This is a genomic window from Moraxella sp. CTOTU46711 (assembly GCF_031975715.1).
Lineage (GTDB): Bacteria > Pseudomonadota > Gammaproteobacteria > Pseudomonadales > Moraxellaceae > Faucicola.
The window spans coordinates 1-17388 of record NZ_DALYMP010000008.1 but is presented as its reverse complement, the minus strand read 5'-3'; the positions used below and the strand labels follow the sequence as shown (position 1 = coordinate 17388).

Sequence of the window (17388 nt, the reverse complement as noted above, 5' to 3'; positions counted from 1 at the left end):
TCAGGGTAGTCTGGTAGCTAAGCGGTTGCTTTTCACCAGCCTTACTGCATAGTATTGTAAAACTATAATCAACTATGCAAACAATGTTAAAAAATGGGGTAAGAAACGGCTAAAATTATGCTTTAGGACGTTTTGCGCCGTATTTTGAGCGGCCTTGTTTACGATCTTTTACGCCTGCACAGTCAAGTGCGCCACGAACGGTATGGTAACGAACACCTGGTAAATCTTTTACACGACCACCACGGATAAGTACAACACTGTGCTCTTGTAGGTTGTGACCTTCACCACCGATGTAGCTTGATACTTCAAAACCTGACGTCAAACGTACACGGCATACTTTACGCATCGCTGAGTTTGGTTTTTTTGGTGTGGTAGTGTATACACGGGTACACACGCCACGGCGTTGTGGGCAAGCTTTTAATGCTGGCACTTTTGATTTTTCAGTAATGGTATTGCGACCTTTACGAATTAATTGATTTGTAGTTGCCATAAGGCACTCTCTCCCGTTTGTTGTCAAAAAATCTCTAAAAACCGCTAATAAGCTATTTTTAGGACAGCGTATTATAGAGATTTTTGTTGGTTTTATCAACTAAAAAATCACCTAGAAAATGCAAATGGATAATGTAAATGGGGATTGTTAGAAAAATTTGAGAAAAGTAGAGGAAGGTAAATTATTAAACATTGTGCTTATCAAGCACATTGTGTTCAAACGCACTGTGAATCACATCAAAAAAGACTAAAATAAAAAAGACCAAAACTAAAAGAACCAATGCGTTAACTTTGAAAACCTCAAGAAACTTATCGGTTAAAAGTCAACGCATTGGTTCTAGCTCAGTTATTATTTATTGTTATTATTCAATAATTCCAAAAAATTCAAACTTTAATGACGGTAATTTTAAATAATTGTAATTTTACATTTCTTATTTTTTTTATAATTTTTTTTAAATTAACAACGTGATGTACTTACATTTTACTTCTATTTATTGGGGTTGTTATTGTTTATTAAGCTTGTCATCCGTTGTTAAATCTATTTTGCCAAATTTAAGCGAGTTGGTCTTTTTAGATTTGGTGAATAACGTTGATATTGATGGCTAAAAATGTGACGTTGCTAACGTGTTGTGTAAAAGTTTGTGTAACTTGATTTGAATTAACAAACTCTATAGTAACTAGCCTTAAATTAATAAGCACTAGCTATAACTAATAATAAAGGCAAAAGCCGGACAGCTAGCTTTTACCTTGTTATATTAGTGCAAAATTATTCTTCAGTGATATGCGTCAACTTTGGCGCGGGGGCAAATACCGACATCGCAATTTCAATCACTTCATTGATAATAATATTGTTGTAAGCCGTACCCAAACCAACCGCAGTGAGTGGAATGACTTTATGTAAGAAACCGAAATTAAACTGCTCAATGTTGATATTAAACTGCGTCGATAGTTCTTCTAGCTTGGTTAATATGCCCATCGCTGATTGGCTGTCTTCTTCGGCAAGTACTGCCGCTCTATATTCTTCAATCGACTGGACGGTTATCGCTTCAAATATACCCAAGCCTGCGAGCAAGGTTTGCTTTTCTTGCAATTTATTGAGATCCACTTTAGCTAAAATTTCATAAGCGATGGCGATACCTTGTTGTCCCGTCAACGGACGGTCATAAATTGCACTGATTTGGAAAATCGTCCGTAAACACACCGCCAGCAACCACATTGTATCTACCAAAATACCTGGTAAACCTGCCAAATTACTAAGTCCACTCAGGGTAGCTAAAGCACGATTTTGATCGCCGATACTACGGGCTAAGGCTTGTCGTTCACTAGCAACCAAAGTGTCTTTAAAACGCGCATCACGCGCCAAATCAAAATTGGCCCAATTTTGCGACAGTTTACCAACTTGGGAAAAAACCACATCCGTTGCTTTATCAAAACTTGCCTTGGGGATTAGTGAGGTCGCCATTTTGGTATAGCTGCCAAATGGGGTTTTACCAAGCAGTTTTTTTGATAGTTTGGGAATATGCTCATGAAACGCATTTTTATCATTTGATAAGGCTTGTTGAAGGCTATCAAAATCAATGTCCGCTAATGGTTTGGTTTGTACCGTATCTTTTGCGCTCAGTTGTGCTAATTTGTGACCCAACGCTTCAAAGACACGGCGGCTAATAGAAGTAGAGGCTGACATGAGAGTTATCCTTAATATTATGCTTTTTTATTGGAAAATAATGTTGTAGTAAAACAGCGTAAAGAAAGTGACAGCACTTTTCAACTTTAATGCGTAAAGAGACGTTACACAATGATATCTTTTATCGATTTGTTTGAGTGTTACGCGTATATCGAGTTTGGGTTAAGACAAGATAATTAACTATAAACGTGATGAATAGCTGTGGCGTAAGAAATATTTTGTAACATTTTTGGGGAAAAACTAGGCAGGTGAAATCCAGAGGGGTACAATAGGGTGATATTTATCATCAATTGATTAAACCAAAAGGAATGGTATATGCAGCGCGTTGTAATCACAGGGGCAGGACTTATCTCGTGTATTGGTAATGACTTAGCCACAGTCAGCGAGTCGCTACAGCAAGGCAAATCGGGCTTGGTATTTAATCCAATTTATCAAGAAAAAGGCTTTAAAGCCTGTGTCTCAGGTAGTATTGATGACGATAACTTAGATACTTCTCATATCGATCGCAAACTTAAACGCTTTTTGTCAAAAGCCAGTTTATACGCCTATCTGAGTGCGCTACAAGCAATCGAACAAGCAGGATTGTCATTAGCAGATATTGCTCATAACACTAATATCGGCGTGGTAGCAGGTTCAGGTGGGGCATCGAGTGCCGATGTGGCGGCAGCGGTCGATGCAATGCGCGAAAAAGGCTTGCGCGGTGTTGGCGCCATGGCAGTGCCAAAAACCATGGCAAGTACGGTATCAGCCAGTGTTGCAACGGGGTTAAAGATTGGCGGGGTTAGCTACTCTATTGCCTCAGCTTGTGCGACCTCAACGCATTGTGTGGGTCATGCCATGGAGCTGATTCAATTGGGTAAGCAAGACATCGTGATTGCAGGGGGCGGCGAGCAAGAAGATTGGACACAATCTTGTATGTTTGATGGCATGGGTGCGATGAGCACACAGTACAATGACAAGCCGCAACTCGCCAGTCGCCCTTACGATGCAGATCGAGACGGCTTTGTGATTGCAGGCGGTGGCGGCATGGTGGTGGTTGAGAGCCTAGACTCTGCTAAACAACGCGGCGCGACTATTTTGGCAGAGATTGTTGGCTATGGTGCAAGCTCTGATGGGGCAGATATGGTGGCACCCAGTGGTGTGGGTGCTATTAACTGTATGAAACAAGCCCTTAAACAAGCAGGCTTAAATTCCGTTGACTATATTAATACTCATGGTACCAGTACGCCGATTGGGGATATTACCGAGCTTGAAGCGATTCGCCAAGTGTTTGGTGGTGATTTGCCACCCATTAGCTCAACCAAATCAATGACAGGTCATAGTTTGGGCGCGGTAGGGGTGCAAGAATTGATTTATTGTTTGTTGATGCTCAATCAAGGCTTTATTGCGCCTAATATTAATATTGAAAACTTGGATGAAAAAGCCACAGACTTTGATATTGTGCGTGAGAAACGGGATGCAAATCTTAATACGATTATGACCAATAGCTTTGGCTTTGGTGGTACCAATGCAAGTTTAATCATCAAAAAGTTTGTTGAATAAATACTGATGGACCGTCATAATTGATAAAAATAGGCGATGACAGTTATCCGATTGTCATCGCTTTTTTGACGCTAAATATAATCATAAAGGTAAAGCATGTACCCAATGCCAAGTTTACAACATCTTGCGCCCTCTCAACTCATCACTCTGTTACAGCAGTTTAATAGGACAAATAATCATGCAATCTATCCGCTTTGGCTCAATAACGAGGGTCAAAATGTTATTGGTTTATTGCCCAAAACAATATTTGAAATACATTCTCAAAATCAGCTTACCCAAAAGCAACGGCAAAATTGCTCATTCGATGATCTTGGGTACTGTGATACCGTGATTAATACTGGTGTTGATACTGCGACGGTGGGCAATGTTGCCAATAATAGTGCAGCTAAGGGTTTTGATATTGGCGAATTAACTGCTGCACTTGAGGCTTATCAATACCAGCAGCTATCATCTAAGCAGTCTGCTATCCAACATACGGCTAATGTGGGCTACCAAGATGGCTTGATGGGGTTTATTAGCTACGATTTATCAGCGCATCATTTAGCAAATGCAAACCACGTTCAAGCAAGTGCAACTCACGGGGAAGCCAGTTACTTAACGCCCAATCAGCCGCAGCTATTTTTGGGACATTATGATATTTATTTGACCTATCAACACCAGAGGTGGCATTTACATACAACCACTGAGGAAGCCATGGCGCAAGCCGTCAATATCGAAAACTGGCTAAATGATTTAGTCAGTGACGTCAAGCTTCCTACCCCAAAGCCGCTTAGCTTGTCACCTTTATGGCAAAAATCTGCGTACCACCAAGCTTTTAACAAAGTTCAAGACTACCTAACAGCAGGGGACTGTTACCAGATTAATTTAACCCAATGCTGGCAAGGTGAGTTGTCCAATCAGCAGTTGGTGGATTATCTGCCAAGCTTGCATCAGTCCACCCAGGCGCCGTTTGCAGGATATCTAGCATTCGGTGATTATGAATTACTAAGCTGCTCGCCCGAATTGTTTTTTACCTTTGCCAACAATGCCCAAGACGAAAATTGCATCATTACCAAACCGATAAAAGGCACGCGCCCACGCGGACAAAATGTAGCCGCTGACCAAGCCAATAAAAATGAACTTGCCAGCAGCGAAAAAGACATCGCCGAAAATGTCATGATTGTCGATTTGCTGCGCAATGATTTGGGCAAATATGCCAAGACTGGGACGGTAAAAGTTCCAAAACTTTTTGATATCGAAAGTTTTAGCAATGTGCACCATATGGTGAGCACCATCACCGCCACACTCAAAGATGACATTAGCCCTTGGACGGTACTGTTTGAAAGTCTGCCCGCTGGCTCGATTACCGGTACACCCAAAAAGCGCGCGGTAGAAATCATCAATGAATTGGAAGCCAAACCGCGCGGGGCTTACTGTGGTACGATGGGGTATCTCAATTTTGATGGCACAGGGCAATGGAATGTGCTGATTCGTACGCTACAAGCTTCAGATAATAATATCAGTCTGTGGGCAGGCGGCGGTATCACGATTGCGTCAGACTGTGATGCAGAGTACCAAGAATGTTTTGATAAAGTAGGAAATTTACTAAAAATATTGCACCAGTAAAGTTACAACAACCTGCCATCAAGTGCGGTATTGAGTTCAGCTGCATTGATGGGCACGCTGTCGCTAGCAAATGGATTAAACACCAGCTCGATATCATAAAAGGCGATATGGGTATCCACAATCGCCAATTTTTTGCGACCCAGTTGCTGGCTAAATGCCAATAACTGTGCTTGATGAGCAAAGCGATAAGTCACTACCTCGCCTGTTTCGATATTTTGGCATTTGATAAAAAACTGAATGCTAGGGTCACTCACAGCGGTCAAATCAAATTTGTTAAGGTATCTAGTAAGCGCTGATTTTGTTCTGCCGTACCGATGGTGATACGCAAATAACTGCTAATTTTTGGTTTGTTAAAATGACGAACAATCACCCCTTGCGCCCGCAGTTTCTCAAATACCTGTATGGTTTCCCCCATTGAAGCAGGTGGTTTGGCAAACACAAAGTTGGCTTGTGAAGGCAAGACAGTAAAGCCTAATTGGGTCAAAGCTTGCGTAACATCATGGCGTAGTGCGATGACTTTTTGGTTGCAGGCAACAAAATAGTCGTTATCTTGTAAGCTAGCAACCGCGCCGGCTTGGGCAAGGCGATCTAGGGGATAGCTATTAAAACTATTTTTATACCGATTTAACGCTTCAATCAGTGAGTGATTGGCAAACGCCATGCCGACACGTAGCCCTGCTAATGAGCGAGATTTTGAAAAGGTTTGGGTCACCACCAAATTATCATATTTATCAATCAAACTGACCGCAGAGGCATTGGGTGTGTCTGCAAAATCAATATACGCTTCATCAATCACAATGACCGCATTGCGATGTTCTTGTAGGAGTTTTTCGATATCTGCCAGCGGCAAAAGCACGCCAGTTGGCGCATTGGGATTGGCAATAATAATGCCACTGCAAGGGCGGCGATAGTCATCGACATCAATGCTAAAATCGGCTTTGAGCGCAATGGTCACCAAATTCACGTGGAAAGTATCGGCATACACAGGATAAAAACTATAACCAATATCAGGGGTTAATACCGAACGGTCTTTGACAAAAAAACAAGCAAAAATATGCGCCAAAACTTCATCAGAGCCATTACCGACAAAAATTTGATTGGGGGCTACCTGATAAACTTGAGCCATTACCGCACGGAGTTCATCAGATTCTGGGGCGGGGTAGCGCTTTAAATGATCGGCTTGATTGAGCAAAACTTGTGCGATGGCTTCAGCGACTTTGGGAGAGGGTGGAAAAGGGTTTTCGTTGGTATTAAGCTTACACAGATTGTCGTGCTTGGGCTGTTCGCCCGGAGTATAGGGCGTTAGGTTGCGAATCAAGGTGCTCCACAGTCGAGTGTTGATTTCGGGCGTTGCATCTGCGTTTGAAGTAAGCGTATCCACCATGACAAATCCTTACAAGATAATCAATATGTTAAATCAATATGGCAAGTCAAGTTGCCAAATCAAGTTACCAAGTCAATGCGCCAAAGGCTGGCACAAACAATACATAGTAGCATAAATTGGTTAAAAATTTATCTACCGCAGCCCACTGATATCATAAAATTTGGGCTCAACGGTTGAGCAAGACGGATAGACAGTGAATTTTTAGCCGTTATGTGAATAAACCGTGCGCTGGCTTGGCGAATGTGTTAAAAGATAACCTTTTAAATCAAGCCCGTTAAACTAAGCCTATTAACTCAAGCCCATTAAACTAAGCTTGTTAAATCATCCTTGATAATAAGTTACCTAGTTAAAATTTTGGAAGATGTATGAAATTCTCAGCGTCGCAATCGAGCGAGTCGAATATTCACCCTGCTGCTAATGCGTCTCAGATGCCGGTAGCGACTGCCCCGACCAAGGCATTGATTGTCACGGTAGTCATTGCCATTTTACTGCTCGCTATCAATATGCGCGCGCCGATTATTGGGTTTGGCGCGGTAGCAAAGCTGGTTCAGCAGGATTTGGGGTTAACGACCAAAACCATTGGTTTGATTGGTACGATTCCTGTCATGGCATTTGCATCGAGTTCGTTTGTTGCGCCTATGCTGTCACGGCGGATTGGCTTGGAAAACACCATGATTTTGGCAACCAGTTTGCTTGCTATCGGTATTTTTGTACGAGTGGCGCATCCGCAATTAGGGTTTTTGCTAGCGGGCACGGTGCTGCTATCGTTGGCGATTTCACTCGGCAATGTATTAATTCCTGCCGTCATCAAAAAATACACCCCTAATCACATTGGGCTTGTGATGGGAAGCTATTCGATGTTTTTGTCGGTGTTTGCTGGCTTTGCGTCAGGCATTGCGATGTGGCTTGTCAGCTTGTCCAACTGGCAATTTGCACTGGGGGTATGGGGCTGGGTCTCTGTGGCAGCGGTAGCAGCTTGGCTAATGGTTGCTCATTTGCGGTTACGGCAAAAAATTAGCACTCACGATGCTAACATCATCAACCAAGCGGTTGCCGAAGCAGGACAACCAAGCCGAAAATCAGTCTGGAAAATCCCGATGGCGTGGTGGATTAGTGCGTTTATGGGTTTGCAATCACTACTTTATTATACGCTCGCCAGTTTTTTACCGTCGTTACTCATTGATAAAGGGCTGAGCAAAGCGCAAGCAGGCAACGTGGGCATGGTGTTTCAATTGGTCGCTTTTCCTTCGATTTTACTGTTGACCAAATGGGTATCAAGCAACTGGGATTTACGCACGTTAGCGTTGCTTGCCGCAGTGGGAAACTTGGTGGGCGTGTTTGGCTTTGGGTTTTTGCCCTTGAAAGGCTGGGTATGGATTTGGAGTATCGCATCAGGCTTTGGATGTGGGGTGATTTTCACCTTATGTATGATGATTTTTACCTTAAAATCAAAGGATAGCCAACAAGCCGCTGAACTGTCAGGGATGGCACAAACCGTGGGTTATAGCATCGCAATAACCGGTCCGATTGTGACAGGGTGGCTTAAAGACTTGAGTCATACTTGGACACTATCGATGGGGTTTTTAACCATTTTAATGGCGATTAATTGTGTATTTAGTTGGTTGGCAACGCAAAACAAAGCGATTGAATAGCGAGGAAAAATTTGGGGTAATCTTGCGCGTTTTACCCCGTATTTTTATGTTAAAGGCTTGTGTATCTTTCAGCTAAATTGAGTAAAAAACTCTGTTTATTGCCAACTTTTTATCTATACTGTGAGCGTCATTACCAATGCAATTAACGGCAATTAACGGCAATAGTGTTGGTAATGCTCTGTTTTATCCTTAACAACTATATAGCCAATCTTGGTAGCCAATCATAAGATAACGTTGTCTAGTCAAGATTAGCCATCTTATAAAATTAGCCACAAGAAATAATTATCCGAGGAAAATAACATGTCAAACGATAAACGTATTTCAGACACAATGGAACAAGCGTTAAACAAGCAAATGATGGAAGAAGCCACGCAAGCGCAGGCGTATATTGCGCTAGGCAGCTGGGCGGAAGTGAACAATTACCCAGGTATTGCAGATTTTTTCTATAAGCATTCCGCTGAAGAACGTAATCATATGTTCAAATTTTTAGCCTATATCAATGAGCGTGGTGGCGAAGCTAAAATTGAAGCGATTCCCGCACCGCGTGACAACCCTGTCAGTCTTGAAACCTGTATCGAAGACGTTTGGCAACATGAGTTAGAAAATTCAAAAAAAATCTATGCACTTGTGGACCAAGCCATGGCAGAGCGCGATTGGGCAACGTTTAATTTCTTACAATGGTTTGTCAAAGAACAAATCGAAGAAGAATCGTTAATCAATAATCTACGTGATAAATTTGCCTTGGCATCAAAAGATAAGGCAGATAACCAAAACTTCTATGAATTGGATAAAGACATGGCATCAGCTTCCCAAGAAGGTGATTTGCCACGTGAAAAATCGGTGGAATAATTTTTGCCTGCATAAAAAAAGCTGAGAATTAATCCCAGCTTTTTTTTACTTCATTACTTTTTATTTCAGTTTTTTACTTCAGTGTCAGCTTAGCTTTTTAAATTAGCTCTTTAAACTAACGTCACTGGCATCGACTGGCAATTGATTGGGTTTTAGCGCCACAGGCTGTGATACCAACGCGGCTTTAAATACTTCATCAATCGTTTCTACTGGCTGGATGCTTAAGCCCTGTTTGACATTATCAGGAATATCAATCAAGTCACGCTCATTGGATTTTGGAATCAACACGTGTTTGATACCGCCACGATGCGCTGCAAGCAGTTTTTCTTTCAAGCCACCGATACGCAGCACTTTGCCACGCAAAGTCACTTCGCCTGTCATCGCAATATCGGGGCGAATGGCAATACCCGTCATCGCAGAGGCTAACGCGAGCGTTAACGCAATACCGGCGGATGGACCGTCTTTGGGAGTCGCACCTTCTGGCATATGCACGTGGATATCTGTGCCCTTGAGCTTATCGTAGCTAACGCCTAAGCTATCAGCACGGGCACGAACTACCGTCATCGCCGCACGAATTGACTCTTTCATCACATCACCCAGTGAACCTGTAAAACTTAGTTCACCTTTACCTTGCACCGCAACCGCTTCAATGGTCAACAGCTCACCACCGACTTGTGTCCAAGCCAAACCTGTGACACGACCGACTTCAGGTTCTTGCTCTGCCAAGCCATAATCGAATTGGTACACACCCAAGTAATCAGCGACATTTGAACTATCGACCGTTAATTTGTGTGCCGCGGTTTTATCTTCCGCTTTGTCTTTGCCCGATGATTCAACATTTTGTTTTACCACTTTGCGGGCGATTTTGTTGATTTCACGTTCAAGGTTACGCACACCTGCTTCGCGAGTATAACGCTGTACAATCGCTTTGAGTGCCTCATCGGTGATATCAATTTCAGTATCACTTAAGCCATTTTGTTGAATCGCTTTTGGTACTAAGTATTTATCTGCGATGCTGATTTTTTCATCTTCGGTATAACCTGGCAGACGAATTACTTCCATACGGTCAAGTAGCGCAGGCGGAATATCCATACTATTGGCGGTACAGATAAACATCACTTGTGATAAGTCTAAATCCATATCCAAGTAGTGATCGTTAAAGCTATGATTTTGCGATGGGTCTAACACTTCAAGCAGTGCTGAAGCAGGGTCACCACGAAAATCTTGCGCCATTTTATCGATTTCATCGAGTAAGAATAGCGGATTTTTTACGCCCACTTTTGAGAGTGATTGTACGATTTTACCTGGCATAGCACCGATATAGGTACGTCGGTGCCCACGAATTTCAGCTTCATCTCGCACACCGCCTAATGCCATACGGATAAACTCACGACCTGTCGCACGGGCAATGGATTCACCTAAAGAAGTTTTACCCACCCCAGGCGGACCTACTAAGCAAAGAATCGGACCTTTTAAAGTATCTACGCGAGATTGCACTGCCAAGAACTCCAAGATGCGGTCTTTCACGTCTTGTAAACCATAATGGTCAGTGTCAAGCACGTCATGGGCTTTATTGAGGTCGATTGACACATCACTGGTTTTGTTCCAAGGCGTATCTAAAATCCACTCTACATAGTTGCGCACGACCGATGATTCAGAAGAGGCAGCAGGCATGGTTTTGAGTTTACGAAACTCATTTTCTGCTTTTTTACGTACCGCTTCTGGCAAATCAGCTTCCGCTAAACGTTTTTCTAGCTCAGCAATGTCGTCATCTTCATAATTTTCACCGCGTTCTTCATGAAGGTCAGAAAGCTCAGATTTTATCGCTTTCATTTTCTCATTTAAGAAATACTCGCGCTGGTTGTTTTCCATCTGGCGACGGACCGCTTCTTGTAATTCTTGCTCGATATTGTGCTCAGCACTTTGCTGAATCAAATAGTCTGACAACTCTTTGATATGCGCAGTCAAATCATCGACTTCCAAAAAGTTTTGTTTAATCGATAAATTGAGTGAGACACGCGTCGCAATGAAATAGACTAGCTCTTCAAGTTGGGTGATGCGCTCAGCCACACGAATCAACTCGCGTGAGTTACGTAGGCGATTTTCCGCATATTTGCTAAACAAAGCAACTAACGCTTCTTTGTGCGATTTTTGCGTTTTAGCGGTCATATTCACGGTGATGGGCGCTTTTTCAAAATCGGCCAGTAATACCGCTTCTTCCTCATCGGTGTCTTGGATATCCACCAATTTGGCACGGTATAGACCTTCAATCAGCACTTTGATGCAATTTTCGTCATTTTCATGTGGCATGGTATTGACGACACGGCACACCGTACCATATTCAAATAGATTACTGGCATCAATGTCTTCAGATAGTGAGTCTTTTTGTGCCACCACCAATACTTTATTGTCGAATTCATTTTGCGCAAGCTCGACTGCTTTAACTGAAGGTGCGCGACCCACAAATAAAGCAATTTGCATTTGTGGATATACCACAACGTCACGTAAAGCTAACAATGGTAGCGTAGTGAATTCTTGCGACTCAGATGATTCTGGATTTGTCATTAAAACATCATCTTGCATATACTATGTCCCCTTAAATAACACAACAAGCAACTGACCATTTGTGAGCAAATGATGGCTTGCTGATAGACTTAAAAATATAAATGGCGTCAATGCAAAAAATTGCAAGGCTGGTCACACAAAGGGGAAAAAAACGACTAGCCAAGGGCGATGAAATAGTAACAAAGTGCTAAAAATAATCACCGCAATCGTGCACTGAGACTAATGCCGCTGTAATATTGATTTATATTTATCTAATTTTTTAGGCTAATTTATGCGTGTCTAATTTATATATATCTAAAAGTCGTCCAAGTCTTCAGAATTCACTCGGGTAAAGGCATCCGCTTGCATCAAGAGTTGATTCAATCTCTCTGGATTCATGACGCTGGCAATTTCTGCATCGCTTAATTCATTAAGATTTTCAGTTAATTTGGCATTATTAGTGGGTGAATCTGAAGCGGTAGTTGGAATGCTGTCATTGTTTTTTTTATCGTTCATCCAATTATTATCCATTCATTCTTTAGACACCAAATAGCGTTTAAATAACCATAGTTTACTCGGCGTGATGAGGGCGTCAAGCGTGATATCCCAAGGATTAGCATTTAGTTTTTCAACCAATTGAAAATCATAAGCCCAGCCAATTTTCAAAGGTCGACTTTTAACTTTGGCTAAGGTACGGTCATAGTAACCGCCACCCATCCCCATACGATTGCCCAATCTATCGGCTGCCACTAGCGGCATAAATACTACATCAAGCGCCGCTACGTTAAGCATTTTTCCTTTCTCAGGTTGGCGCATGCCCAGTGGGTGTTTGGGTAGGTGAGATTGTCGCCAAGTTTTTTGAGTAAACTCGATAAATACAAGCGGCTGATGTTTGCCAGTGACGACAGGTAAATAAATACGATAGCCGCGCTGTCTTGCCCAATCCATCAGCGGTTGGGTAGGCATTTCCCCAAAGGCATCTGCAAAAATCCCGATTTTGACATTTTTGCCAGTTAAAGCAGGATGCTGTAGTCGGTTTAAACTTCGTCGTGCTTGATAAGCCGCACGATTACGGTGGCGCTTGGATAAGCATAGACGTTGTTGACGTAATTGTTTACGCAAGTGATGAGCATTCATAGATTCATAGTGATGATGGATTGGTTATAGAGTATAGTTAAGCCATTGATAATAAAGCATGATAATAATTCAAAATCTAAAAAAAGCCAAATGGCTGATTAGGCTTAGTTGCTTAGCTATTTATTCACTTATTTATTTGTTTAAACACCCAAACATCCTACCGCTAGTGTATAACCCATAACAAGTGTCCACTACCTATTATTAGTTGTTAGACCATTACCTTTGAAATCGTTGAAAAATAAAGCATTTTTGCGGGCCGTGATACTGAATTTTAGTAGCCCTACAGACTCAAACTTAACCAGCAGCGCCTGTAAAAGATGATATGATTGCTGATAATGAAGATGACGGTTTATGTATACGTCTTTAAATTTTTATCTCAAGTCCAATTACTAAAGTTTGGCTTGTAAGTTAGCTAGTTTGTAGTTTATGTTGCATTTTTTTAAATTGCTGTGTTAATAACTTAGGAAAAATTAATGGATGCACTCAGTATGTTGCTTGAAGATATACATTTGTATCAAACTCAGTATCACTATATACACGCCACTGGGGAGTGGTCGTTTGAGTTAGATAAAAAAGATTGTATCGTGTTTTATTTGATTACCACAGGTGGGATTAGTATTAAGGTCGATGATGTGTATCGCAACGCACACGCGCGCGATGTGGTCATGGTGCCAGGCGGCAAAAAACACCTGATTTGTGGTGTGGGACAATCGGATATCCCATCAATTGACATTGCTCCGTTATTAAGCAACCAAACTGTTGAAACTATCAACTTGGGTAAACCCGCCATTCATAGCAAAGGTGATGAGTCAGCGCAAACAACTGAAATGGTCGCAATTGTCTGCCATTACGATCGAGAGATTACGCGCCCGTTACTAAGCGCTTTACCAGAAATTTTGCCAGAAAGCGAATCAAACGATGAGCAAAAAATGATTATGCTTGATTTGGGGGTCAAATTTTTGGCATTAGAGTCTGAGCAGAACCGACTTGGCAAAATGACCATTATCAATCGTATCGCCAGTATTTTGATGATTGAGTGTGTACGCAATTATATTGAGGATTTGCCCGAAGCGACAGACAATTGGCTAAAAGCTGTGAAAGATCCTTACCTCGCCAAAGCATTAGCGGTCATGCATGATCGACCCGAGACCAATTGGACCATTCATAAGTTAGCTGAAGTCGCCGGGATGTCACGCAGTAGTTTTGCCGAGCATTTTCGTGAAGTGGTGGGGGTGCCGCCGTTAACTTATTTAACAGACTATCGACTTCGTCTTGCCGCGCGGTATTTGCGGCTACAAGAAAATAGCATCAGCCGTATCAGTGAGTTAGTGGGTTATGCCTCAGATAGTACCTTTAGCCAAGCATTCAAACGCGTCTATAAAATGTCACCACGAAAATATCGCCAGTCGTTTCGAACCGATGATGTGCATTTTGCTGACAGCTTGAGCGAGGAATGAGTCAGTAGTCGAGAACCCTGATTAACCACAAAAAAGCAGGTTTGCTGCGGTTTTGTGGTTATCGCCACTAAGAATGCCCAGTCTATTTTCATAGCAATATCTGTTAGGTTATGTCGACAGGGGTATGATATAGTGACAAGCACTGTCCCATATATTATCAGCTGTGATTGCCAACATGGAAACTTCAACTACCAAAGGTCAACCTGTCGAAGCACATGGCTTGCACATCAAGCCCAATCCAGAACACCCTGCGATGGACCATCGTGGTGTTAATTCAATGGATGTTACCAGTTACTACACGGCCGTGTTTCATGCACAAGAAAACGCAGTGACCCAGTATTTTGAGCACTCCCAACCCCATCAACTGTTATTTTATATCTCAAGTAAAAAATCCCAATTTATTGAAACTAAAAAACTGCAAGTCGCCAAATATTTAAATATGCGCGATAATGTTGGGCTGATGCAACTGCAGCATTTGTTCAATAATTTACATATCGTCGATGATTTGGTGATGTCCATTAGCCATCATTTACCGCCGCAGCGACCGATTGGTTGGCAGATTGTCAGCCAAAGCAAAAACTTAATGAACCTGCCAACCGTAGGCTTGATGCCATCATCAGCTGAATTTCGCGGTCTTGAGCATAGTTTGGCGGCGACCGTGATTCAGTTTTTGGGCGTGGCATGCTATCACAACGACCGAGGTTATTTTGTCGGGCATATTTTAGGTTATCTATTTAGTTGTTATTATTTTGCCCATCTCGGTGTCAACTATTCAGTCACCCCATTAAAAGAGGCGGCGATTCCCAATTACCCTTACCAAGTCATCAATGTGGCAGAATTGGTGAGACTATTGCAATCACTCGATGAGTCGCTCAAAGCGCAAGTTTATCAATTAGCCATCTATTGTGCGCAAATCAGTGAATACGCCGTTGATAAACGAATCGAGAAAATGCTGATTACTGAGGTCAATAGCTTTAACAAACAAGACTTGCGCGATGAGCTATCGGTGTTGGTACAATATGATTCCAATGAAAACGAGTCTTTATTTCAGCCTATTAAGCCTTTAAAATAACGCTAATTTTACCCGTTGGGAATTCACATGCCCGCATTTCAGTATAAAGCCATGGATACCCAAGGCAAGTCACACCAAGGTATTCTTGAGGGCGATTCTGCTAGGCTAATCCGCCAACAACTGCGCGATAAAAATTTACTGCCTGTCGAAGTCTCACCTGTACAAAAAACCGATGTCAGTCGCAACCGATTGTGGCAAAAAGGGGTGGGTGCGTATGATTTGGCATTAATCACCCGCCAATTGTCGGTGTTGTTGGCAGCGTCGATACCGATTGAACAAGCGTTGCAAGCGATTGCCAAACAAAGCGAAAAACCGCATGTCAAAGCGTTGATGCATGGCGTGCGTGCCAAAGTATTGGAAGGCTATAGCCTAGCGAGCGCGCTACAAGACTCGGGTAATTTTCCAGCGATTTATATCGCCACCATTGCCGCAGGTGAGCGCTCAGGACATTTGGATTTGATTTTAAATCAGTTAGCCGATTACACCGAAAATCGCTTTGCCATGCAAAAAAAGGTACAAGGCGCGATGGTGTATCCGATAATTTTGCTGATGATGGCGGTAGCAGTGGTGGTGGGCTTGATGAGCTTTGTCGTGCCAAAAATTGTCAAAGTGTTTGAACAATCTGAGCAAGCGCTGCCATGGATTACCCAAGTGGTGTTGGCATTGTCTAATATTTTAACCCAATGGTGGTGGCTGATATTAGGCGGGCTAATCGGTGCGGTTTTTTTATTTGTGAAGTTTATTAAAACGGCAGCAGGCAAAGCCACTTTTGACCAATTTGTCTTGCGCTTGCCGGTGTTTGGTAAATTATCGCGAAATTTGAATGCTTCACGTTTTGCCAGTACGTTAGCGATTTTGGTACGTTCAGGGGTGCCGTTGGTGGAAGCACTAGCCATCGGCGCGGCAGTCACCACCAATACCCATATTAAACATACCATCGTGAACGCTACAGAAAAAGTCACCGAAGGCGCGAGCCTATCAAGCCAGCTTGAGCGCAGTAATTATTTTCCGCCGATGATGGTACAGATGATTAAAAGCGGCGAGAACTCAGGCGAGCTTGATAATATGCTCACCCGCGCGGCTGATATGCAGCAAAATGAAGCCACCAATATGATTAGCACGCTATTGTCACTACTTGAGCCGCTGATGTTGGTGCTGATGGGGGTGATAGTCATGACCATTGTGATGGCAGTAATGCTACCGATTATCAATATGAATGATTTGGCAGGCTAAACCCTAAAACCGCCAAATAATTAATGGCTAAATAATCCGACAAAATTAACCAAATCGGTATGCAAATTGTCAAAAAAGCTGTGTAAAATCCTAACACCTTATCAAAAGCGCTAAAAATTTAAAAAATGGAAATTCGTATGTGTTGTGCTCATGTATCAAAAAATCGTCAAGCGGGTTTTACTTTAATTGAAGTCATGGTGGTGATTGTCATTTTGGCAATTTTGGCAGGTCTCGTGGTACCCAAAGTGGTGGGTCAAAGTGACAAAGCCCGCGTCAAAACCACCGAAACAGCTTTATCTACCACCTCAAATGCCATTGATATGTTTAAAGTGGACAATGGTCGCTATCCCACCACCCAAGAAGGGTTAGAAGCCTTAAATAAGCCACCACAAGGTGCCAAAAACTGGCCAGAGGGCGGGTATATTAAAGGCGGTTTCCCGAAAGATGGCTGGGATAATGACCTACAATACGTTATCCCAGGTACAGAAGGCAGAACCTATGATTTGTTCTCGCTGGGGGCTGATGGCAAAGAAGGCGGTGAAGGTCAAGACGCAGACATTTTTGCTAAGCTATAGTTTGGTGTTGTTACTGGGTTAACGAAATCAGAGTCACGCACTCTGATTTTTTTTGCTAGGTTTTTGGACAGGGATTAGCTAAAATTAGCCGTCATAGTATAATTACGTGTCTGAAGTTACGCAGCCCTTTAAAAAAGCGCTATCATAACAAAAAAAGCAGTCAGC

15 protein-coding genes are annotated in these 17388 nt (G+C 42.5%); 8 read left to right on the top strand and 7 right to left on the bottom strand.

Features of this window, described 5'->3' with window-relative positions; genetic code table 11:
* Positions 1 to 115: 115 nt before the first annotated feature.
* Entirely contained in the window at positions 116 to 490 is a 375-nt protein-coding gene (rpsL, locus tag RTJ53_RS09860) for a 30S ribosomal protein S12 (protein WP_007116468.1), read from the bottom strand.
* Between the two features lie 765 nt (positions 491 to 1255).
* Positions 1256 to 2173: an EcsC family protein gene (locus RTJ53_RS09855; protein ID WP_312276808.1), complete on the bottom strand. Its 918-nt coding sequence runs from the start codon at positions 2171 to 2173 to the stop codon at positions 1256 to 1258.
* Positions 2174 to 2488: 315 nt separating this feature from the next.
* On the opposite strand from RTJ53_RS09855, the gene RTJ53_RS09850 reads away from it, so the two are divergent.
* The gene (locus RTJ53_RS09850) at positions 2489 to 3715 is read left to right on the top strand and encodes a beta-ketoacyl synthase N-terminal-like domain-containing protein (RefSeq protein WP_312276807.1); all 1227 of its coding nucleotides are present in this window, start codon (positions 2489 to 2491) and stop codon (positions 3713 to 3715) included.
* Positions 3716 to 3820: 105 nt separating this feature from the next.
* On the top strand, positions 3821 to 5320 hold the full coding sequence (locus tag RTJ53_RS09845; RefSeq protein ID WP_312276806.1) for an anthranilate synthase component I family protein: 1500 nt from the start codon (positions 3821 to 3823) through the stop codon (positions 5318 to 5320).
* A 2-nt stretch (positions 5321 to 5322) separates the two neighbouring features.
* Here RTJ53_RS09845 and RTJ53_RS09840 read toward each other — a convergent pair whose 3' ends face one another.
* Positions 5323 to 5574 (bottom strand): hypothetical protein, encoded by a 252-nt coding sequence (locus tag RTJ53_RS09840; protein WP_312276805.1) that lies wholly within the window; start codon positions 5572 to 5574, stop codon positions 5323 to 5325.
* 5 nt (positions 5575 to 5579) lie between these two features.
* The gene (hisC, locus tag RTJ53_RS09835) at positions 5580 to 6704 is read right to left on the bottom strand and encodes a histidinol-phosphate transaminase (RefSeq protein WP_312276804.1); all 1125 of its coding nucleotides are present in this window, start codon (positions 6702 to 6704) and stop codon (positions 5580 to 5582) included.
* Positions 6705 to 7069: 365 nt separating this feature from the next.
* On the opposite strand from hisC, the gene RTJ53_RS09830 reads away from it, so the two are divergent.
* Positions 7070 to 8356, top strand: coding sequence for an MFS transporter (locus RTJ53_RS09830; protein WP_312276803.1), 1287 nt, complete (start codon positions 7070 to 7072; stop codon positions 8354 to 8356).
* Positions 8357 to 8656: 300 nt separating this feature from the next.
* Positions 8657 to 9205: a ferritin gene (locus tag RTJ53_RS09825; protein ID WP_312276802.1), complete on the top strand. Its 549-nt coding sequence runs from the start codon at positions 8657 to 8659 to the stop codon at positions 9203 to 9205.
* Between the two features lie 102 nt (positions 9206 to 9307).
* Here the strand turns inward: RTJ53_RS09825 and lon are convergent, their stop codons facing one another.
* The 3 genes from lon to RTJ53_RS09810 all read right to left on the bottom strand — a co-directional run bounded on the left by lon (position 9308) and on the right by RTJ53_RS09810 (position 12886).
* On the bottom strand, positions 9308 to 11788 hold the full coding sequence (lon, locus tag RTJ53_RS09820; protein WP_312276801.1) for an endopeptidase La: 2481 nt from the start codon (positions 11786 to 11788) through the stop codon (positions 9308 to 9310).
* 276 nt (positions 11789 to 12064) lie between these two features.
* Positions 12065 to 12265, bottom strand: a complete 201-nt coding sequence (locus RTJ53_RS09815) for a hypothetical protein (protein WP_312276800.1) — start codon at positions 12263 to 12265, stop codon at positions 12065 to 12067.
* A gap of 15 nt (positions 12266 to 12280) precedes the next feature.
* Entirely contained in the window at positions 12281 to 12886 is a 606-nt protein-coding gene (locus tag RTJ53_RS09810; RefSeq protein ID WP_312276799.1) for a 5-formyltetrahydrofolate cyclo-ligase, read from the bottom strand.
* A gap of 473 nt (positions 12887 to 13359) precedes the next feature.
* Between RTJ53_RS09810 and RTJ53_RS09805 the strand changes: the two genes are divergently transcribed.
* The 4 genes from RTJ53_RS09805 (at position 13360) to gspG (ending at position 17223) form a co-directional block, all read left to right on the top strand.
* Positions 13360 to 14343 (top strand): AraC family transcriptional regulator, encoded by a 984-nt coding sequence (locus RTJ53_RS09805; protein ID WP_312276798.1) that lies wholly within the window; start codon positions 13360 to 13362, stop codon positions 14341 to 14343.
* A 175-nt stretch (positions 14344 to 14518) separates the two neighbouring features.
* The gene (locus tag RTJ53_RS09800; RefSeq protein WP_312276797.1) at positions 14519 to 15415 is read left to right on the top strand and encodes a hypothetical protein; all 897 of its coding nucleotides are present in this window, start codon (positions 14519 to 14521) and stop codon (positions 15413 to 15415) included.
* 27 nt (positions 15416 to 15442) lie between these two features.
* Positions 15443 to 16648 carry a type II secretion system inner membrane protein GspF gene (gene gspF / locus RTJ53_RS09795; protein WP_312276796.1) on the top strand — a complete coding sequence of 402 codons (1206 nt, stop codon included), beginning with the start codon at positions 15443 to 15445 and terminating at the stop codon, positions 16646 to 16648.
* Between the two features lie 125 nt (positions 16649 to 16773).
* Positions 16774 to 17223 carry a type II secretion system major pseudopilin GspG gene (gene gspG / locus RTJ53_RS09790; protein ID WP_060994583.1) on the top strand — a complete coding sequence of 150 codons (450 nt, stop codon included), beginning with the start codon at positions 16774 to 16776 and terminating at the stop codon, positions 17221 to 17223.
* Positions 17224 to 17388: the final 165 nt, after the last annotated feature.